The following is a 15,217-nucleotide window of genomic DNA, read 5'->3' as shown; positions in this document are numbered from 1 at the left end:
TGATCCGCTTGTTTGTGAGAAAATTCGCTTTGCGACCAGCGCTTCTAAGGAACTGGTTATTTCAGGAAATCCAGCAGACTCAGCATGGAGGCTTTGCCTGTGGCAGCCAGCGCCGCATCGCGAGCGAGTCGCGCCTGAAGGAGCGCAGCGGTTGCTTCCAGTGGATCTGCTCCGGCCAGGTCGTTCTCTGCGGTCTTGATCTCCAACGTCTGCCCGTCCAGGAAAGTGTCTTCGGCCTCGAGCTGGTTTAGCGTGTTGCCGTAGAAGACGCGCTCCGACGTGATGTGGTCGAATGCGGCGCGCACTCTTCCGGTCGCTGCAGCAATTTGGTCCTGGTCTCCCGCTTCCATCGCCGTGGTGAGCTCGTTCAATGCCTCAAAAACGTGGGCTGACGGATCATTGAAAATCTGCCTTCCAGGAACATTGGCGGCGATAAAACGCGTCTCGCCGACTTGAACTTCGTTTACCGTGGAATTGCCGTCGTAGCGCACGCCTCCCGGCACCGTGTCATCGCCGACGAAGGGTGCATTCTTACTCGCGGTTCCCGCAAAGATATAACTGCCACGAAAGGATGTGTTCGCCAGGCTGAGCATTTGGTCGACGATGCCGTGTAGCTCGCCTGCCAACGCTATTCGATTCTCATTGGACAGAGTGCCGTTCGCGCCCTGTACGCCCAGTGTCACGGCACGCTGAAGCGCGAGCACGGCGGACGAGAGTGTTGCGTCAGCCGTGCGCAGGCCGGCAGCCACGCTCGAATTGTTGTGCAGAAACTCGTCGTTCGCCGCCTGGCGCGACTGATTTCGCACCAGCAGCGCGGAAGCTGTTGGATCATCCGAGGGCGTGGAGATACGCCGGCCGGAAGCAAGCTGTTGAACGTACTGACTCTCCAGTCGCTTTGCCCTGTTAATGGCAACGAGCAGATCAGGATATGGATCGGGGTTGATCCGCATCGTTAATTCCTCCCGAGGTTGACGGCCGTTTGTGTCAGTTCATTAACGACTGAGATCACCCGCGCCGCAGCTTCGAACGCTCGTTGAAAACGAATCAAGTTCGCAGCCTCTTCGTCCATCGATACTCCCGAGATGGCGCCGCGCTGGTTGTCGAGTTGACGAACAATCATCTCGCTCGCCTCCGCTTCGGCTTTGCCGTTTGCGACCTCGCTGCCGACACGGAAGACCAGGTTGGCATAGCAGTCCGTGGCGGTAGCTTGTCCTACGATTGCTTCGCTGCGGAGGGCGGACATATTCGCCAGATTGCCGTTGCTGCCGACACTCGCGTCGGAACTGGCCGCAATCTTCGCAGAGTTTGTGATTAGGAAAGCTATGGTGCTTGCCGCGCCATGCTCGTCGGCCGGCAAGCTGAAGAGAGCGCCGCCTGCATCTCCGTTCAAGTCAAAGCCCGACTGATGCTCGTTGTTCAGGCGCTGGGCCAACGAGAAGGCCAGCGTGTCCAATCCAGCGGAGAGCTCGGCAATACTCTTGTCGCGGGCCGAAAGCAGACCGCCGAGTCGTCCAGCGTGCAGCTCCGGGGTAATGTCCGCAGTTCCGGCGATAATGCGGTTCATGCCGGTGCCTGGGTCCGGAGACGTTTCCAGTGTGAAGGTGCGTGACCCGACTACGAGAGGTTGACCGCCCGGCGTTGTCAGCGTGAGGCCATCGCTGCTTTCGGCAATGGAAACATCGATCAGGGTGGACAACTGACGGATGAGCAGTATGCGCTGATCTTCGAGCGCTCCGCCATCCTGGCCGAGCTTTTCAAGAGCTGCAACCTGCGTGTTGAGTCCGCCGATCTGTTCTACAACTCTGTTCACTTCTGCGATCGATTGTTGCACTCCGAGATCAAGGTTCTGCTGGATGCTGGCCAGCTTTCGGGCCGTGTCGCGAAATGCTCCAGCAAGGTTTGAGCCAGCGGTGAGCACCGCCTGTCGCAAAGGAATGTCCGAAGGATCGGTGGAAAGGCGAGTGATGCTGTTGAAGAACTTGTCGATCTGACTGGCAATTCCATCGGAATTTCCGATGAGCGTTTCGACCGACTGCATGGCACCAACGTAAGCCTCGGACGCGCCCTGCTGCTGAGTCTCGTCCTGAATGCGAAGTTCAAGAATTCGGTCGCGCACGCTTTCTACACTGGAAATTGTCACGCCACGCCCAATGAGTAGTCCAGCCTCGAACACCGGCGCTTCCTCCGTCATAACGGCGCGACGGCGTGCGTAACCGGGCGTGTTCGCATTGGCGATGTTTGCGGTCGTGGTCTGCAGGGCGCCCTGTTGAGCGAGCAGAGCGCGTAAGGAGATTGAGATGCTGCCGAAGAGGGAAGACATGCTAAATTCCAAGCTCCGCAGCCGAGCCAGACACCGTTGCCGTAACCGAGCCGTAGCCGCCACAGCACGTTGCAAGCACGTTTAGCAGTACATTGATGGAACGGCGCGAGCGGTGCACGAGGGCGGCGTTCACGCGTGTTAGTTGACGAACTTCAGATTGCACATCGGCAAGGGATTGCACGATGTCGAGTTCGCCGGTGCCGTCGATGTCTCGCCCAGGTTCGACAGGCAGGTCGAGCGCCGAAGCCAACTCTGTTATTTCGCGATGGATTGCTCGCAGCTCTGTGCAGAGGGACTCCTCCGCCCGGACGTTCGTTTCAATCCGCGGAAGGTCCATCGCGACGATCGATTCCTGGACATCGCGTAGCTCCGCGCAAAGAGCGCACAACGTGGACAATCTCTGTTGCTGCACGTGCCGGTATCGCTCCAGCAGGTGATCGCGATTAGCTACCGTCCGCTTCGAAGTCATTGTTAAACCGCCTACTCGATCGCCAGCGTTGTACGTCCAAAGAATTCGGTGAAAATCGACTCCGCAATCTTGGATGGCTGCAGTTCGTAGGTGCCGGCGGAAATCGCTCCCCGCAGCGAGTCCACGCGCTCCTGGCGGATTTCAGTCATGCGCTGCATCCGTGTCTGCAACAACTCCAAGGTTGAGTTGTTGGACAGTCGCGTCTCGTCCGCGTGAGATTCGGTGCGGGTCGATTGGGCGGGGCCGCTGCTTCCCTTAGTTCCGCGGTTTGCGTCCACCGCAGTGGTTGTGGGTAGATGTAAGTCGATTCGCATTGCTGCAACTCCAGTCGGTTCCGCTCTCTGTTGGCCCTGCAACTAGAGAATCGGCATCGGATTAGAAATCTTTAATAAAGAAGTTCACTTGTTCTCAACTGCGTGGCGCTTCAATATCTTGATCGGCAGCCACTGCTCGTGACTTTATCGTGGGACTGGTTACCGCTGAGGTACGTCCCTGCTCGAAATCGCGCAGGATAACCTGCGCAATCCCAATCCCTCCGGCGTCAACGATGCCGGAGGCGAGCGTCTGAACTCCCAGTGAGCGCAGGTTTTCGTGCGCCGGATCGGCGTCGCCGCCCGGGATGGTCGAAAGTGTCTCCTGCATCTTTTCGAGCCAACTCGCTAGCAAGATCGATTCGAAATCGCGAGCAGCCTGCTGCAGCTTTGCCCCGGCAGTCGTGGTGGTTCGCCGGAGTTGTTCGGCGGCGCTAACTGATTGTGCTCTCATGGCGAAACCGGCGGCTTCACCTATGGGAATGCTCACAGAACCTCCAGTTCCGCCTGGAGCGCACCGGCGGCTTTGATTGCCTGCAGAATCGCCACAACATCCCTTGCTGTTGCGCCGATGGATTGCAACCCATTCACCAACTGCTCTACGCTTGCGCCTTCCGTTAGCTCGACCCGTCGCGCTGGTGACTCCTGCGCGCGGGTTGTCTGCTGCGGTACGACTCTGGTGTCGCCGGTTCCAAATGCCTGGGGTTGCGACACATTGAATTCGGTAGCAATCTCGATGGAGAGATTGCCATGCAGTATGGACACGGCTCCGAGTCTTACATCACGGCCAATAACCACCGTGCCCGTGCGTTCGTTGATGACCACCTTGGCGCGTTGATGTATGGAGATTGCCACCTGCTCGATTCTGGCCAGCATAGCGGGGATGGAATCCTTTACACCTTCGATGGCGGTTATCTCAACACGCCGGGCGTCTACGGCCGATGCTGCCGGGCGTCCGAGTTCTCGATTGATAGCCTCGGCCATATCATGCGCTACGCCAAAGTCCGGATCCCTCAACAGCAGGGAGATCGATGAACGGTCTCGCAGATTGAGAACCGACTCGCGCTCTACCATGCCGCCAGAGGGAATGCGCGCGACGGTTGGGTGATTTACCTGGCGCGAATTTCCCTGGCCACCCGCCGAGTATCCGCCGAGCGTGAGTGCGCCTTGGGCGGCGGCGTAAACCTGCCCATCAGCTGCATGCAGCGGCGTCAGGAGCAGCAATCCGCCTTCAAGCGATTTCGCGTCGCCAATCGATGACACAGTGATATCGATCTGTGTGCCAGGACGCGCAAAAGCGGGCAGACTGGCCGTCACGAAAACGGCGGCCACGTTGTTGACACGCACCGAACTAGCGGGAATCTGCATACCCATTCGCTGAAGCACATTCGCCAGCGTCTGAATCGTAAAAACGGTTTGCCTGCGGTCGCCTGTGCCATTCAATCCGATGACGAGGCCGTAGCCTACGAGCGGGTTTTCGCGCACACCCTCGACGGAGGCGATGTCCCGCACACGCGCCTGGCGAGACGGACTCTCCACGGCCGGTGCGGCAAGACACAGAGCCAACGCGCAAGTTGCAATGCCCAACGCCCTCTGTCGCATCAGAACCCCAGAACTCTCAGCAGAATGCGGACAATCCAGTTCGGTGGACGCGTGCTTTCAGTAATCACGCCTTTTCCCTTCAATTCAATTTCGAGATTGCTCATCGCGGTAGAAACAATGGCATTATTTGCGCTGATGTCTCCGGCACGAACCACTCCGCGAACAATCACCGTCTGGCGCTCGTTGTTCATGGCCACCTGGCGTTCGGCCTGCACCACAAGCGATCCGTTCGGCAACACCGATACAACCTGTCCGGCGAGGCTCGTGCGCAGGCGGGAATTCGAAGCCGTTTTTCCTTCGCCTTGTAGTTTGCTCTGCGAATGTGGCGAGAAGAGAGACTCCAAGCTGCTGGTGTTTACCTTGCCCGCGAGTGCCGTCACGCCGGAGTTTGCTTCAAACCCGCGCTGCGAAGTGACGCTAGCGCTGGCCTCTGCCAGCGTCTGTTCGACGATGTGCACGGTGATGATGTCGTGCAAACGATGTGCTTTGTAATCGGCCGCCAAATCGGTGAGTGCCGCGCCATCGAGCCAAAGGCTGCCAGCAGTTCGCTCCTGTGGCTTGGCGGAATCTTGAGGCAGGCTAGCGAGGTAATCCTGCAAGGTGCGCGCGTTCTTCTGCCGCTTGTCGCCGGCGCAGAGTGGCACTGCCAGTGCAAGCACCAGTAGCGGCGAGATGATAACGTGCATCACTCGAGGATTGGTCATGGCAGTACTCCGCGCAAAAGGCCCTCAGAAACCACCTCCGCTTTGAAGACATGCTTTCGCGACACGTCCCGTACTCGAATCACATCAGCAAGCCTGCCTGACTGCAGGCAGATGACTTCGGTTGAAATCTTCAGCCCTGCTGAGTCAATCCGCAGCATGGCCTTGTCGCCTGCTTTCACCAGTGGTTTCATCGCCGCACGCTGCCGGGCTGGCGCATCGGTTGGTTGAAAGTTGCTTATCAGGCTCTCGTCATGGACGAGTGCATAGAACGGAAGGCAAGCGTTGCGAGGCTCACACGCGAGCCGCACTCGCAAGGCCTCACTGCTGCGGTCTTTGGCAACATCTGTGACAATGAATGCAACATCGCCGCGCCGTGGGGCGCCGAGCACTTCGATTGAGTCGCTGCGAAGGCTCTTCCCGCAGGCGTGTTGTTGCAAAGCACCATGTATTGCAGTGATGACGCGCGTCGATGTCGGCGAGCTGATCTGTGCGGCCATATCCGGAGCCGCCGCCAGGAACGTGAGCGTGCAAGCGAGCGTAAGAGAGTGAAGCATCGGGTTACCGACCAAGCGAATTGAGCTGCTGGAACATTTCATCGGCGGCGCGCACGACTCGCGAATTCGCTTCGTAGGAGCGTTGTGCCAGGATCATGGCGATGAACTCTTCGACGACGTTGACGTTTGACTGCTCCAGCACGAATTGCTCGATGCTTCCTAACCCTTCGGAACCGCCGGGCGTGCCTATAATCGCGTCGCCCGATGCGCTCGTCGGCATAAAGAGATTTTTACCAACGCTATTCAAGCCGCCGGGATTTGTGAACATCGCCAGTTGAATATTGCCAACCTGCTGCGCTGCGCTCTGGCCCGGCTGCGTTACCGTCACCGTGCCATCCGCGCCGATGGTTACAGACAAGGCGTCCGGCGGAATTGTGATTGCCGGGTCGAGCGGATCACCGTCGGCCGTCACGATGTTTCCTTGCGCGTCCGGATGAAATGTCCCCGAGCGTGTATAGCCCACTTCGCCATTTGTTAAGCGAACCTGAAAAAATCCTTGGCCCTTGATCGTGAGGTCGAACGGGTTATTCGTCGTGTTGAAATCGCCTTGAGTTTGGATCATCTCGGAAGCGATGGCCCTGGTTCCGAGACCGATCTGCAGTCCGGCCGCGACGGTTGTTTGCTGAGTTGCGGCCGATCCGGGCATCACCATGTTCTGGTACATCAAATCCTGGAACTGTAGCCGGCGGCGGCGGAATCCGGCAGTGCTGGCGTTCGAGAGATTGTTGGCAATGTTGTCGAGATTGAGCTGCTGCGCCACCATTCCGCTGGCCGCTGTATAAAGTGCGCGAAACATGAGATCTCCTCACGCGCTAAACGCGTGGTAGCTCCTCGGCTGCAATCCGGTTGAACTCTGAGTGAAACGTGGAGAGCGCGCGCTGCAACATTTCGGCGTGGCGTTGCAATGCGATTAGGCCGACGGCGCTAGCCACCGGATTCACATTCGAGCCTTCGACCATTCCCTGTCTCACGCGCGAGGCAGATGGAGCCACTACCGAGTTCGACGGTGCCGAGTAGTACGAGTCGCCAACGCTCTCAAGCTGCGTGCCCGGTACAAACTCGACAATCTTCAACTTGCCCGCCAGTGCGCCGCTGACGGATATCGTTCCTTCGCCGCTGATGTCGGCCGTTCCGTCCAGCATCCGTATAGCTGCGCCGTTCTCGCCGAGAACGCGATCTCCACCGTTCGTGACCAGGTAACCGTCGCGTGTTTGCTGAAAGCTTCCGTCCCGCGTGTAGCGTGTACCCCCTGCCGTTTGCACGGCAAAGAAACCGCGACCCTCGATGGCGAGATCAAGCACGTTTCCGGTGCGTTCCAAATTTCCTTGCGACAAATCCACGCGCGCGCTGCCTAGCACGCCGTAGTCGTTCACCGCGCGGTTGATGTCGGTCAGCCGCGTGCCCGTGCTTTGCGCGAGCAGCGAATGGAAGGTTTCGTGTTTAGCGCGGAAGCCGCTTGTATTCGCATTCGCGAGGTTGTTGGCCGCAATCTCAAGTGCTTCGGTTCGGGCGATCAGGCCCGTACATGCCGCGTAATAGCCGCTGTCCATAGACTCGAATCCTTCACGGTCTTAAGAGCACGTCAGTGCCCAATCGCAACTGCCACGGGGTTTGCAAGTGATTGAAGATTGGTGCGGAGCGGCGCGCAAAAGTTAAAAAGCGTTAATGAAGGAGGCGCCCATGCAGGCGGCACGTTGATGCAAGCTTGCACAGGCGTCCTTATGGTTTGTATAGCTGTGCAATTCCAATGCAATTGTGATAGCGGAGTCCCCGAAGTCGAGTGCCACTTGGTTGCTGCCGTCGAGGAGTGAGTGCAGTTGGCAGTCATCCCCGGCGATCGCGGTTGGAAGAAGAACATTCGCGCCGAAACAACAGGTCCGTTGAGTGCTTCGTGTTTGCCAGTCTTAACCAGATATAAGTTCCGCACTCGACGAAGCGCAAGCTTGCTGCGCCGACCTGGTGCGCGTAGCTGATGACGATGCGAGTCATCTCCTCGGCTGAGTCGAGTCCGTCCATCACAATCTCGTGCTGGTTGCACGCTTCTCGCGCCCGCTGCAATGCACCGTTCAGTTCAGAGTCGGCGAGCACGCAGGGTTCGGTGTGGCAGTCCAACATCTGCTCAATCGCGTACAGTGCTGTGTAGTCCACCTTCACGTTGAAGCCTACGTACAACTCACGTGCAGAAGATACCCAGTGCACGGGAACCATGCCGTAGGTCTCCAGCAGGTGGAAGGGAACGGAACGCGCGCACTCGGCATCTGCCGAAGCGGCGGGAAATACTGGGCATCCCCACTGCAATCCAACGGCGGTTGCTACCTGCTCCTGCGTCAAATTTGCAACCTTGCACAGCCACTCCCCGATTCGGCCTCCGTGCTGTTGCTGAAGTTCGAGTGCTGTCTTGAGTTGCTCGTGCTGGATCACGCCGCGCGACATCAGCAGCAGACCAAGAGGCATGCGGTGACGAACTTTCGTCATTGCAGTGGCAGGTGAAAGCAGCAGCCTCTGGAAGGTCTTCTCAAGAGTCTGCGTTACACACGCCTCCGAGCAGTACCATGAGCCTTGTACGTTCAACCCTTCTGCTCGCCGGGTGAGCCCATTCCATATCGGATGATCACTCGCGCATCCATCGTTTCCGCACCGCGGGACGAACGAACTCAGGTCCAGCTTCAACTGAGGTAACCATTGACGCATTGTCATCGCTTCCAACATATCCAGAACTCCTATTGCATCGTTTCGATTCGCTGCGCGGCTGAGGCGACTTCCGTGATTCGCAACCCGTAGTTGCCGTCCACAATGACGACTTCGCCGCGCGCGACGACTCTGTTGTCCAGCAGCAGATCGACGGTTTCGTGAACCTGCCGGTCCAGTTCGATTACCGCTCCGGAGCTGAGATCGAGGATTTCGCGAAGCAACATGCGACGCTCGCCGAAACGAAGCGTCATCCCGAGTTCCACGTCCATGAGCAGGTCGAGATTACCGTCGCGCGCAAGTTGTCGCAGGGTGGCGGTGTTCATTGCTGGCGTTGGAGCCGGATTTAGAGATTCAGCCAGCTCCGCGCTCAGTAGCAGATGGATCAGCAACTTTTCGGCGCCGCATTCCACCGCGATCGTTACCGTCGAGACCGGGTGCCAGGCAATAGCGAGCAGGTTCCCGCCGCTGAATTCCACCTCGCCAGCGCGAGGCTTGATTACCGACGCAACCAGCCCTGAAACCTGTCGAAGTAGCTCAATGAATGCGTCGCGATCATCGCCGCCCAGAACAACTTCGCCGCTATACGCGGCACCAGTAAACTGGCGCGCCATTTGGACCGCATCGGCGGTTGCGAGTCGAATCGCCATTTCACCGCGCAGGCTTTTCGACACCGAGAAGCAGAGGTGAACCGCGTCGCTGGCGTTCGCGCCATCGTCGGTCATAGCGGCATTCCAGGTTTTACCGGAGGCTTGGGAGAGAGCCAGCGCCATCTGCTCGCACCAGGCTTGGACAAAGTCGTTGAGCTCCAATCGATTCTCGGACGGCATCAAACTTCCTTCCTGTGCTCAGCAGCGCTATGAATTCGTTCGCGAATCTGCGCAGCGCGCCACAGTCCGTTGCGTACGACGTTCGCAGTGAACGTGTTGCAGCCGCTTACGATCAGCAGCGCAGGCTCATCGGCGCGCTGTTTCAGAGGAAGCACCTGCCCCGGCCTCAACGAAAGCACATCACGGAGTTTCACGGGGATCTGCGCCATTCCGAGTTGTACAGGGAACGGGCAGCCAAGCATGGTTCGACGTAGCTGCTGAGCTGCTTCGGCGGTTCCCTTCGGTTTCTGGTATGCCCAGTCGCGCGACAACTTGCGCAATGCAGTCGAAACTACGGCGGGGAAGACAAGATTCAAGCTGCCGCGCGCCTGCGGCATCTTGATCTCAAAGCTGAGCGAAAGGGTCATCTCGTCCGGCGGCATGAGGCGCTGCATCTGCGTAGCTTGCTGTCGCTGATCGAAGACGAAGTCCAGACCCAGCGGCTGCCACGCCGTTTGCAACTCGCGACAAATGATCTTCACGACACCTTCCATGATCTGTTCTTCGATCTCAGTCACCTCGCGCAGCACCGCTTCGGGCTTTCCCTGGCCCCCGAGCAGAAGGTCGATGATGGGGAAGGCGAGCGAGAGGTCGAGTTGCAAAGCTGCCGTGGCATTGAGAGAAGGCAATCGGTACGACGCCAGGTACGCAATCTCCGCAACGCACGACAGGAATTCGCGATATGTCAGTTGTTCTACTGAAACTAGAGTGACCTCGAACACAACGCGTAAATACGCGCCCAGCGAATGCGTGAGGTTCCGTGCAAAAATCTCGTGCAACATGCTGATTGCCCGCAACTGGTCTTTGCCGACCTGTCCTGCTTGACGAAAGTTGCAAGCTACCACGTCCGCCGGGTGTACCACTGGTGTTCTAGCATCGCCACGGGCGGCACGGAACATCGCGTCGATTTCTTCCTGGTTCAGGATCTTTTCCATGAGCCCCCCATGATCGACTGCATTCCCTTGGTCAGGGCCGCAGGAGTGGTACGCGTTCCGGGCATTTCCTGTAGGCGCGAGCGCAGGCGAATCATCGCAAGTGAGTGGATTTGTGACACACGAGATTCACCCACGCCAAGGACCGCCCCAACTTCCTTCATCGTGAGTTCTTCGTAGTAGTAGAGCGAGAGCACCTGTTGCTCTTTCTCCGACATCTCGCTAATCGACGTCGCGAGCAGCGCCTTCATCTCTGAGCGCAGGCAGAGAAAGTACGGACTCTCCTCTGGATTACCCGGCAGATATTCGCAGAGATCCTCTTCGTGGCCATCTTGCGACGACTCGATCTGCAGGCTGCCGAGGTCCAATCCTCCCAACTCGGTTAACATGTGCTGGAATTCATCGAGGTCCATGCCGAGTTCCGCCGCCAATTCCATCTCGCTTGCGGAGCGCCCGAGTTCCGTTCCGAGCTTGCTATTGGCCTGTTCCAGCCTGCGCGCCTTGCGGCGCAAATCGCGAGGGCTCCAGTCCAACTCACGAAGGCTGTCTAGAATCGCGCCTCGTATGCGGAATTTGGCATAAGACTTGAATTGCACGTTTTTGCGATGGTCGTACTTCTGCAGCGCATCCATAAGCCCCAGCACACCGGCATGGACCAGGTCTTCCAGCAGAACGTGCTGCGGCAGTCGGTCATGGATTCGCCGAGCGATGTAGCGTACCTGCGGCAACTGCTCCATCAGCAGACGGTCGCGCTCCTCTCTGTCGAGCACTTCTTCGTATGCAACGTGGACTGAGTTCATACTTCGGCTATCCCTTCGCAGAAAGCTTGTTGCGGTTAACGCACCATCCCGATCGATTGAACCTGTATAGCCGGAGGAATCTCGCCTGGCGACAGCACGACGACTTTCGGCAAGAACGGTTCCAGCAGTCGCCGCAGGTGAAAGCGCGCGGGAGTGCTGCACAGCAATACTGGCGTTGCAACTGTGACCTGCTCGCCAACCAGAGCCTTCAACGAGTCCAGCACGCGGCGTACGATGGATGGCTGCAATGCAGTCGCAGGAACTGTTGTCGCTTGCAGGTTGAAGGCGCGACTCAGTTCTTCCTCGATGAGTGCATCTAATGTCACGACCCTGAGCCCGCCGTCCTCTGAAAGAAGTGGGCGCACCAGGGCTCGCCCCAAGGCCTGTCGCGCCGTTTCAACCAGCACCACCGGATGCTTGCTGACAGAGGCGGTATCAATCATCGATTCCAAAATCGTCGCGAGATCGCGAACGGAGACCTGCTCGCGGAGCAATTGTTGAAGTACCTTTTGTACTTCTCCAAGGGTCATGAGCTTCGGCACTAATTCGTCAAGTAGCTTGGGATGGCTTTCGCCCATCCGATCAAGCAGCCGCTTCGTCTCGTGCCTCGTCAGCAGTTCGTGCGCGTGTTGCTTGATGACCTCGGCGAGATGCGTCGCCATTACGGAAGTCTGGTCGACGACGGCGTAGCCTGCGGCCAATGCCTGGTCGTGCAGTGCAGGCGCAATCCACTTCGCGGCCACACCGAAGGCAGGCTCCCGCGTTTCAAAGCCCTGCAGGTTCGGAGGAGTCACGTCGGAACTTATCGCCAGCAAGCACTCTTCGCGCATCTCCCAGCGAGCCACTTCGACCCCTCGGAGGTAGATCACGTACTCACGCGCCTTCAATCGAAGGTTGTCGGTAATGTGTACGGCGGGAACAATGAACCCCAGTTGTGTGGCGAGGTGCCGGCGCAGCGCACGTACGCGCTGGAGCAACTGTCCTCCCTGCTTTTGATCCACAAGTGGAACCAGACCGTAACCAACTTCGAGACTCAGTTCGTCCAGCGTGATGACCGATTCAAAAGCTTCCTGCGATTGCGCGGCCGGGTCTCCCGGCTTGCCCGGTTTGCCGGGATCCGTCGTTGCCCCTTCGGAATACGTGTCAACCTTCTTGCTTGCGCGCCGTGCGCCGTAGGCGAGCAACGCGGCCATAGAAAGAAATGAAATCTTCGGCAGCCCGGGTACGAGAGCCAACGCGACCATCGCCACGGCCGCGATCCACAAAGGTCCGCTCTTTCCGAACAGTTGTTGACCAATGTCTGAGCCGAGGCTGTTGCGCGACGACGCGCGTGTAACTACGATTCCGCCGCCGACGGAGACCAATAGCGACGGGATCATGGTTACAAGCCCATCTCCCACCGTCAGCACGGTGTAGGTCTTCAGCGCCTCGCGGAACGGGATGTCCAACTGGAAGACGCCGATGAGGAATCCGGCGATGATGTTGATCGCGGTGATGAGGATAGTGGCCAGCGAGTCGCGCTGATTGAATCGCGCGGCACCGTCCATCGCGCCATAGAACTCGGCTTCGTGCGCAATGTCAGCGCGCCTTACACGCGCCTGCACTTCGTCGATTAACCCGGCATTCAGGTCTGCATCAATCGCCATCTGTTTGCCGGGCAGCGCATCGAGCGTGAAGCGCGCCGTCACTTCGGCAGTACGCACTGCGCCGTGGCTCACTACCATGTATTGGATCGCAATCAACGCCAGGAAGAGAACGAATCCGACGACGTAATTGCCGCCGACAACGAATTGGCCGAAAGCCTCAATCACGTCTCCCGCAGCGCTCGCGCCCTCATTGCCGTGTAGAAGGATTCGCCGGCTGCTGGCCAAGTTCAGAGACAGCCTGAAGAGCGTCAGTAGCAACAGCAGACTCGGAAACACCGAAAACTGCACGGGACGCAGGATGTGCACCGCTGCGAGCAATACCAGGACCGATGCCGTGATGCTGACTGCCAACAAAAGATCGAGCACAACGGCAGGCAATGGCACCAGCATGACGAAGACGATGCTGACCGCCGCTGCCGGAAGAACCCAATCGGCAGCTGAGTTTCGCAGCGCCGCAAGCGTGCTGGGGTTAGCTGCCATCAGCGTCGCCCCCGGGCGCGAGCGGCCGCCTCTGCGCGGTAGACGAACGCTAGAATCTCAGCGACTGCGGCGTAGAGTTTCGCGGGGATTGCCTGACCGACCTGCGTGGCGCGATAGAGCGCATGGGCAAGTGGAGGGTTCTCCACAATCGGTACGTTGTGCCAGCGCGCCGTCTGCTTGATCTGCTCTGCAAGCAGGTTACGGCCCTTGGCGATGACAGTCGGCGCCGCCATGTCTGGCTGATACTCGAGCGCGATGGCGAAGTGCGTCGGGTTCACCACCACGACGGTCGCGCGCTCCACGTCCTGCAACATGCGACGACGCTGCACCTGTCGCTGCAATCTCCGTATGCGTCCTTTGACCGCAGGATTCCCTTCGCTCTGCTTCATCTCTTCGCGAACTTCCTCGCGACTCATCTTCAATTCACCTTCCAACTTCTGTCGCACCAGCAGGTAGTCCGCACCCGCCCAGGCCAGCAGGGCCAGCCCGCACTTCCACCCGATTTCAAAGGCGCATTCGAGAACAATGGGCAGCACGGCCGTGGCTCGGAGGTTTGCACTCATCACAAGCCGAACCCACTCGCGCTCCAATACCTGCAACGAAAGGTAGAGAACTGCACCGGCGGGCAGCAGCGATTTCAAAACGCCGCTTACTGCCTGGGTCGAGAACAGTTGCCCAAGTTTGCTCGCCGGACTCAGACGTTCAGGCTTGAAAGCGAGCGCAGCCGGTGCCCAGACTAAGCCGCCTTGCGCCAGCGAAGACGCGACTGCCAAAGTCCACGCAGCGGCAACGGCCGGCAATACCCATCGCCCAACGGCAACGACGCTCCAGAGCAGAAGAGGACTCTCAATTCGCAAGTCGCCCTCGGCCGCACGCAGGCTGGCCGTGAAGAAATCGCGCCACAGCATCAGCATGGAAGGGCCTTGCCACGCCAGCACCATGAGCGCGCCAAACACCGAGAGCGCTCCCGGCAGCTCGCGGCTTCGCGCAATCTGGCCTTGCTCACGTGCCTTGTCTCTTCGCCGTGGTGTCGGTTGCTCGGTCTTGTTATCGGAGCCCACCAGTTCGCCTCAATGCGCAAGTTGCAGCAGTCGTTCGCCCGTTTCCACAGCCGAGCTGAAGTAGCGCTCCATCAGTCCAGGCCACAGGCTGATGGCGGAAATCAACATCACAAGTCCAAGCACGTTCTTCACGGAAAGACCGATGAATAGCACCGGCAATTGCGGCGATGCTTTGCCGAGAAATGCCAGCGCAACATCCGCCAACATCGTCGCCGCCAGTGCTGGTGCGGCAATCTGCACACCTGCGAGCCAAATGCCGCCGGCAGCACGTAGCGCAGCGTCGGCTACCGCGCCGTTCGTCATCACGTTGCCCGCCGGCATGTATCCGAAACTGCGTGCCACGCCGCGCAACATCCAGTGGTGAACGTCGAGCCGAAGAAAGATGAGCATTGCGATCGTCTGGTGGAAGAGCGCCAGCACAGGCGTATCCACCTGTGTCTGCGGATCCATGATGTTGACCAGCGAGTAGCCCATCTGTAGACCCAATACCTGTCCCGACAATTGAACTGCGTCGAAAATCAAGGCCACCGACAAACCCATCAGCAAGCCAATGACGAATTCACTGCCAATCAGCTTCGTTGCATCTAGTGCCGTGAGCGACCCAACATTCGCCATCTGCGCGGGCCACAGCAAGGCGGTGATCGCAACCGCAAGGCTGGCCTTGACGCGCGCCGGAACCGTCATGCTGCCCAGAAAAGGCGCGAACAGCAGCAAGCCGGAGACGCGAACGCCAACGAACACCAAGCCTGCGATTGCCTTGTCGATATCCAGCATCATGACC

At 58.8% G+C, this 15,217-nt stretch carries 17 protein-coding genes; all 17 read right to left on the bottom strand.

Annotated features, from left to right (window positions below; genetic code table 11):
* Positions 1-56 precede the first annotated feature (56 nt).
* Positions 57-950: a flagellar hook-associated protein FlgL gene (flgL, locus tag VN622_12615; protein ID HWR36703.1), complete on the bottom strand. Its 894-nt coding sequence runs from the start codon at positions 948-950 to the stop codon at positions 57-59.
* A gap of 2 nt (positions 951-952) precedes the next feature.
* Positions 953-2,320, bottom strand: a complete 1,368-nt coding sequence (gene flgK, locus VN622_12610; GenBank protein ID HWR36702.1) for a flagellar hook-associated protein FlgK — start codon at positions 2,318-2,320, stop codon at positions 953-955.
* Position 2,321: 1 nt separating this feature from the next.
* Positions 2,322-2,789, bottom strand: coding sequence for a hypothetical protein (locus VN622_12605; GenBank protein HWR36701.1), 468 nt, complete (start codon positions 2,787-2,789; stop codon positions 2,322-2,324).
* Positions 2,790-2,800: 11 nt separating this feature from the next.
* Positions 2,801-3,103, bottom strand: a complete 303-nt coding sequence (flgM, locus tag VN622_12600) for a flagellar biosynthesis anti-sigma factor FlgM (GenBank protein ID HWR36700.1) — start codon at positions 3,101-3,103, stop codon at positions 2,801-2,803.
* 94 nt (positions 3,104-3,197) lie between these two features.
* On the bottom strand, positions 3,198-3,590 hold the full coding sequence (locus VN622_12595) for a hypothetical protein (protein ID HWR36699.1): 393 nt from the start codon (positions 3,588-3,590) through the stop codon (positions 3,198-3,200).
* Positions 3,587-4,666, bottom strand: coding sequence for a flagellar basal body P-ring protein FlgI (locus VN622_12590; protein HWR36698.1), 1,080 nt, complete (start codon positions 4,664-4,666; stop codon positions 3,587-3,589). Before VN622_12590 ends, VN622_12595 begins: the two co-directional genes overlap by 4 nt.
* A gap of 35 nt (positions 4,667-4,701) precedes the next feature.
* The gene (locus VN622_12585) at positions 4,702-5,406 is read right to left on the bottom strand and encodes a flagellar basal body L-ring protein FlgH (protein HWR36697.1); all 705 of its coding nucleotides are present in this window, start codon (positions 5,404-5,406) and stop codon (positions 4,702-4,704) included.
* Positions 5,403-5,960 (bottom strand): flagella basal body P-ring formation protein FlgA, encoded by a 558-nt coding sequence (locus VN622_12580; protein ID HWR36696.1) that lies wholly within the window; start codon positions 5,958-5,960, stop codon positions 5,403-5,405. Before VN622_12580 ends, VN622_12585 begins: the two co-directional genes overlap by 4 nt.
* 4 nt (positions 5,961-5,964) lie before the next feature.
* Positions 5,965-6,756, bottom strand: coding sequence for a flagellar basal-body rod protein FlgG (gene flgG, locus VN622_12575; GenBank protein ID HWR36695.1), 792 nt, complete (start codon positions 6,754-6,756; stop codon positions 5,965-5,967).
* A 16-nt stretch (positions 6,757-6,772) separates the two neighbouring features.
* Complete coding sequence (flgF, locus tag VN622_12570) at positions 6,773-7,510, bottom strand: flagellar basal-body rod protein FlgF (GenBank protein ID HWR36694.1); 738 nt, start codon at positions 7,508-7,510, stop codon at positions 6,773-6,775.
* A gap of 274 nt (positions 7,511-7,784) precedes the next feature.
* Entirely contained in the window at positions 7,785-8,414 is a 630-nt protein-coding gene (locus VN622_12565) for a hypothetical protein (GenBank protein ID HWR36693.1), read from the bottom strand.
* 266 nt (positions 8,415-8,680) lie between these two features.
* Positions 8,681-9,478: a flagellar motor switch protein FliN gene (gene fliN / locus VN622_12560; protein HWR36692.1), complete on the bottom strand. Its 798-nt coding sequence runs from the start codon at positions 9,476-9,478 to the stop codon at positions 8,681-8,683.
* Positions 9,478-10,452 carry a FliM/FliN family flagellar motor switch protein gene (locus VN622_12555; protein ID HWR36691.1) on the bottom strand — a complete coding sequence of 325 codons (975 nt, stop codon included), beginning with the start codon at positions 10,450-10,452 and terminating at the stop codon, positions 9,478-9,480. Before VN622_12555 ends, fliN begins: the two co-directional genes overlap by 1 nt.
* Positions 10,437-11,249, bottom strand: a complete 813-nt coding sequence (locus tag VN622_12550; protein ID HWR36690.1) for a FliA/WhiG family RNA polymerase sigma factor — start codon at positions 11,247-11,249, stop codon at positions 10,437-10,439. Before VN622_12550 ends, VN622_12555 begins: the two co-directional genes overlap by 16 nt.
* A gap of 35 nt (positions 11,250-11,284) precedes the next feature.
* A complete protein-coding gene (gene flhA, locus VN622_12545; GenBank protein ID HWR36689.1) occupies positions 11,285-13,375 on the bottom strand; it encodes a flagellar biosynthesis protein FlhA in 2,091 nt (696 codons plus the stop codon).
* On the bottom strand, positions 13,375-14,436 hold the full coding sequence (locus VN622_12540; protein HWR36688.1) for an EscU/YscU/HrcU family type III secretion system export apparatus switch protein: 1,062 nt from the start codon (positions 14,434-14,436) through the stop codon (positions 13,375-13,377). Before VN622_12540 ends, flhA begins: the two co-directional genes overlap by 1 nt.
* A 9-nt stretch (positions 14,437-14,445) precedes the next feature.
* Positions 14,446-15,213 carry a flagellar biosynthetic protein FliR gene (fliR, locus tag VN622_12535; GenBank protein HWR36687.1) on the bottom strand — a complete coding sequence of 256 codons (768 nt, stop codon included), beginning with the start codon at positions 15,211-15,213 and terminating at the stop codon, positions 14,446-14,448.
* Positions 15,214-15,217: the final 4 nt, after the last annotated feature.

Source organism: Clostridia bacterium (assembly GCA_035561135.1).
GTDB lineage: Bacteria > Acidobacteriota > Terriglobia > Terriglobales > Acidobacteriaceae > DATMYA01.
The sequence above is the reverse complement of the archived record's forward strand: the minus strand, read 5'-3'. Positions and strand labels throughout refer to the sequence as shown.

Bases quoted from the DNA above. Each gene is read 5' to 3' on its own strand.
- flgL (HWR36703.1), bottom strand. From the start codon at position 950: ATGCGGATCAACCCCGATCCATATCCTGATCTGCTCGTTGCCATTAAC.
- flgK (HWR36702.1), bottom strand. From the start codon at position 2,320: ATGTCTTCCCTCTTCGGCAGCATCTCAATCTCCTTACGCGCTCTGCTC.
- VN622_12605 (HWR36701.1), bottom strand. From the start codon at position 2,789: ATGACTTCGAAGCGGACGGTAGCTAATCGCGATCACCTGCTGGAGCGA.
- flgM (HWR36700.1), bottom strand. From the start codon at position 3,103: ATGCGAATCGACTTACATCTACCCACAACCACTGCGGTGGACGCAAAC.
- VN622_12585 (HWR36697.1), bottom strand. From the start codon at position 5,406: ATGACCAATCCTCGAGTGATGCACGTTATCATCTCGCCGCTACTGGTG.
- VN622_12580 (HWR36696.1), bottom strand. From the start codon at position 5,960: ATGCTTCACTCTCTTACGCTCGCTTGCACGCTCACGTTCCTGGCGGCG.
- flgG (HWR36695.1), bottom strand. From the start codon at position 6,756: ATGTTTCGCGCACTTTATACAGCGGCCAGCGGAATGGTGGCGCAGCAG.
- flgF (HWR36694.1), bottom strand. From the start codon at position 7,510: ATGGACAGCGGCTATTACGCGGCATGTACGGGCCTGATCGCCCGAACC.
- VN622_12565 (HWR36693.1), bottom strand. From the start codon at position 8,414: ATGCCTCTTGGTCTGCTGCTGATGTCGCGCGGCGTGATCCAGCACGAG.
- fliN (HWR36692.1), bottom strand. From the start codon at position 9,478: ATGCCGTCCGAGAATCGATTGGAGCTCAACGACTTTGTCCAAGCCTGG.
- VN622_12555 (HWR36691.1), bottom strand. From the start codon at position 10,452: ATGGAAAAGATCCTGAACCAGGAAGAAATCGACGCGATGTTCCGTGCC.
- VN622_12550 (HWR36690.1), bottom strand. From the start codon at position 11,249: ATGAACTCAGTCCACGTTGCATACGAAGAAGTGCTCGACAGAGAGGAG.
- flhA (HWR36689.1), bottom strand. From the start codon at position 13,375: ATGGCAGCTAACCCCAGCACGCTTGCGGCGCTGCGAAACTCAGCTGCC.
- fliR (HWR36687.1), bottom strand. From the start codon at position 15,213: ATGATGCTGGATATCGACAAGGCAATCGCAGGCTTGGTGTTCGTTGGC.